Here is a 3711-nt window from a genome sequence, read left to right on the forward strand (position 1 = left end):
TCGCCAACAATGGCCCGATCGTCGACTGGTCCTGGCCTTTCAACCGCATCGTTATTCCAGAACGCGGGATTTGTTTGATGATTTTACACAAGTGTTATCCGAGGTTGATGTGCTGGTACTAACCGAAGTATTTGCAGCGGGTGAAGAGCCTGTTGCTGGTGCGGATGGCAGGGCGCTCAGTCGATCCATTCGGGCACGAGGCGGTGTAGACCCGATTTTCGTGGAAGACGTGAATGATTTGCCTAATGTATTAAGCGGCATTGTGCAGGACAGGGATATTGTGTTGACGGCAGGCGCAGGAAACATTGGTAACGTGGCTTTAAGTTTACCGAAGCGGTTGTCGGGAGATGATCAATGATGGCTGCGCAACGCTATACAGAACTACGCGGCACTTTGCGCCACGACGAGCCCATGACTAAACATACTTCCTGGCGTGTAGGTGGTACGGCGGATCGTTATTATCAACCGGCTGACATTGATGATTTGGCTTTGTTCTTTTCGCAGCTTGATAGCAATGAACCAGTTAGCTGGGTTGGTTTGGGTAGTAACTTGTTGGTACGTGATGGTGGAATTCGCGGCACCGTGATAGCCACTAGTGGTATGTTGAATGGCCTGTCAAAGATTTCGGATATTACAGTACGTGCCGAGGCAGGTGTGGCTTGCGCCAAGGTGGCGCGCTTTTCTGCACGGCAGTCATTACAGGGCGCGGAATTCCTGGCGGGTATTCCTGGAACCATGGGTGGTGCATTAGCGATGAATGCCGGGGCATTTGGTGGTGAAACCTGGAGTATTGTAAGCGCAGTTGAAACTTTGAGTCATGATGGGACGATCAATCGCCGTTTACCCGCAGAGTATGAGATAGCCTATCGCTCAGTAAAAGGTCCACAACAGGAATGGTTTGTTGCGGCAGAGTTGACATTGCAACCAGGTGATAGCGAAACATCACTGGCCAGGATTAAGGAGTGTTTAAGCAAGCGCGGTGATACCCAACCCACTCAACAACCCAATGCCGGTTCGGTATTCAAGAATCCACCCGGTGATTTTTCGGCGCGGTTGATCGAGGCGAGCGGATTAAAAGGTTATTGCATAGGTGGTGCTTGTGTCTCGGATAAGCATGCCAATTTTATTGTTAATACCGGAGCTGCGAAGGCTGCCGACATAGAAAGTTTGATCAATTACGTGGCAGAGACCGTGAAACAACAGCACGGTATTGCATTGGAGCGTGAAGTGAGAATTATCGGCGAGGCGTTGGCATGACAAACAATATAGATCCGAAGGTATTTGGCAAAGTCGCCGTGTTAATGGGTGGCCAGTCCGCAGAGCGTGATGTGTCCTTGAAAAGTGGTAATGCAGTTTTAAATGCATTAACTGCGCAACACGTGAATGCTCACGGTATCGATGTGGGACACAATATTTTGTCGGTATTGAGCTCCGGCCATTTTGACCGTGTGTTTATCGCATTGCATGGACGAGGCGGTGAAGACGGTACCATTCAAGGGGCTTTGGAAATTCTTGGTTTGCCGTATACCGGTAGTGGAGTTATGGCTTCAGCACTGGCAATGGATAAGCTGCGTACCAAATACGCGTGGATGGGGCAGGGCCTACCGACACCGGGCTATTGTACGTTAACAGCGGATAGTGATTTTGATGCAGTGATCAAGCAATACGGATTACCTTTGATGATCAAGCCAGCGCACGAAGGGTCCAGTATTGGAATGTCAAAAGTAACCCAGGCGGACCAATTAGAAGGTGCTTACAAAAATGCGGCCAAATATGATTCTGAAGTGTTTGCGGAACAATGGATAACCGGGACGGAATATACCGTGGCAATTTTGGCTGATACTGCCTTACCCGTCATTCGACTGGAGACTCCGCATGACTTTTATGACTATAAGGCCAAATATGTATCGGATACCACGGGTTACCATATTCCATGTGGGCTGGGTGGTGCAGAAGAGAAAGCTTTGCAGGACCTGGCGTTGAAAGCGTTTAAAGGTGTGGGTGCATTTGGCTGGGGTCGTGTCGATGTGATCTGTGATAAAAATGGAAGTCCATATTTAATTGAGCTTAATACGATACCAGGACTAACTGACCATAGCCTGGTTCCCATGTCAGCCAGGGCAGCGGGCATTGAATTTGAAGAGCTAATGATTCAAATATTGCAAACGACCTTAACGGAAAGAAGCTAGGGTTGGGTTACGAATGGGTGCAAGAAAAATTAAGCAGCAAAATAATGAGTCGCAACTGGCGCAGGTTTTAACTGTTGGCCGGATAAAAATGTTGTCGATCGGCACAGTGCTGATGTTATGTGGACTGTTTATTTACAAATTATATTTGCCCACCACATTGCCATTTAAAAAGATACAGGTGTTTGGAACTTTGCAGTGGGTGGATCGAGACAAACTTAACAGTCTCGTATTAGGTGATATCGATGGCGGGTTTTTTAGTTTAAATGTAAAGGGTTTGAAACATAATCTTGAGCAGCTGCCCTGGATTAATGCGGTGTCAATCCGACGGGTTTGGCCAGACGTATTGCAACTTGTGGTAACGGAACAACAGCCCGTTGCAGTCTGGAATGATGAATCGATTGTCAATCAAGATGGAGAATTGTTTATGCCAGCTATGGAACAACTCCCTGATGAAATGGTGCAGATCACAGGTCCTACAGGAATGTATAAAACACTTGTGGAACATTACAAGGCTTTATCTGCGATGACAGAGGATTTGGGTTTGCGGATTACTAACATTTTCGTGAATGACCGACGAGCAATGCGGGTAACGCTTTCCAATGGTGTTCAGCTGTTCATGGGAAGAGTTCGCGATACGTCAGATAGTGGCACCGAGATGATGCGTTTTGTTCGCGCTTATAAAGCAACCCTTGCTCCACAAATAGACCGGGTTAAATTTGTGGACTTGCGTTACACCAATGGTGTTGCGGTGCGCTGGAAACAACAGGTTGGCTTGCACGGTGAAAACGGTTTACACGGTAAAAATAACTCACATATAAAAAGTAACAATCGCGTAACTAAGGCAGGATAAGAGTAGTTACGCAGGGATAATTATATGGCAAAACGTTCAGATCAAAACTTGATGGTTGGATTGGATATCGGCACTTCGAAAATTGGCGCTATTGTTGCTGATCTGGGACCGGAAGGGGAAATTGAAGTCATTGGTATCGGTTCGCATCCATCAAAAGGTTTGAAGAAGGGTGTCGTGGTGAATATTGAATCTACCACGCAGTCCATACAACGAGCTGTGGAAGAGGCCGAGCTAATGGCTGGTTGTCAAATTGATTCGGTGTTTGCCGGAATCGCGGGCAGCCATATTCAAAGTTTGAATTCACACGGCATCGTCGCAATACGCGACAAAGAAGTCGCTCAGGCGGACGTTGACAGGGTGATTGATGCCGCAAAGGCGGTGGCTATTCCAGCGGACCAGAAAATGCTGCACGTGATTCCGCAGGAATTTGTGATTGATGATCAGGATGGAATTCGTGAACCCGTAGGCATGTGTGGTGTACGTCTCGAAGCTAAAGTTCATCTTGTTACGGGTGCTGTAAGTGCGGCGCAAAATATTGTTAAGTGTGTACGCCGTTGTGGCCTGGAAGTGGATGACATTATTCTGGAGCAACTGGCATCCAGCTATGCGGTGCTGACGGAAGATGAAAAAGAGCTGGGTGTTTGCCTGGTTGATATAGGTGGAGGCACTACA

Annotated in this window: 5 protein-coding genes; all 5 read left to right on the forward strand. The window is 47.6% G+C overall.

The window, feature by feature from the left end; genetic code table 11:
• A partial coding sequence (locus tag ACWVCM_RS03480; protein WP_455200319.1) for a glutamate ligase domain-containing protein occupies positions 1-358 on the forward strand: 358 nt, incomplete at its 5' end.
• Entirely contained in the window at positions 355-1257 is a 903-nt protein-coding gene (gene murB / locus ACWVCM_RS03485) for a UDP-N-acetylmuramate dehydrogenase (protein WP_455200320.1), read from the forward strand. The genes ACWVCM_RS03480 and murB, both read left to right, overlap by 4 nt.
• The gene (locus tag ACWVCM_RS03490; RefSeq protein ID WP_455200321.1) at positions 1254-2189 is read left to right on the forward strand and encodes a D-alanine--D-alanine ligase; all 936 of its coding nucleotides are present in this window, start codon (positions 1254-1256) and stop codon (positions 2187-2189) included. Before murB ends, ACWVCM_RS03490 begins: the two co-directional genes overlap by 4 nt.
• 13 nt (positions 2190-2202) lie before the next feature.
• Complete coding sequence (locus tag ACWVCM_RS03495; RefSeq protein WP_455200322.1) at positions 2203-3039, forward strand: cell division protein FtsQ/DivIB; 837 nt, start codon at positions 2203-2205, stop codon at positions 3037-3039.
• Between the two features lie 24 nt (positions 3040-3063).
• Positions 3064-3711: cell division protein FtsA (ftsA, locus tag ACWVCM_RS03500; RefSeq protein ID WP_455200323.1), on the forward strand; the 648-nt coding region annotated here is incomplete at its 3' end.

This window comes from Kaarinaea lacus (assembly GCF_975902315.1).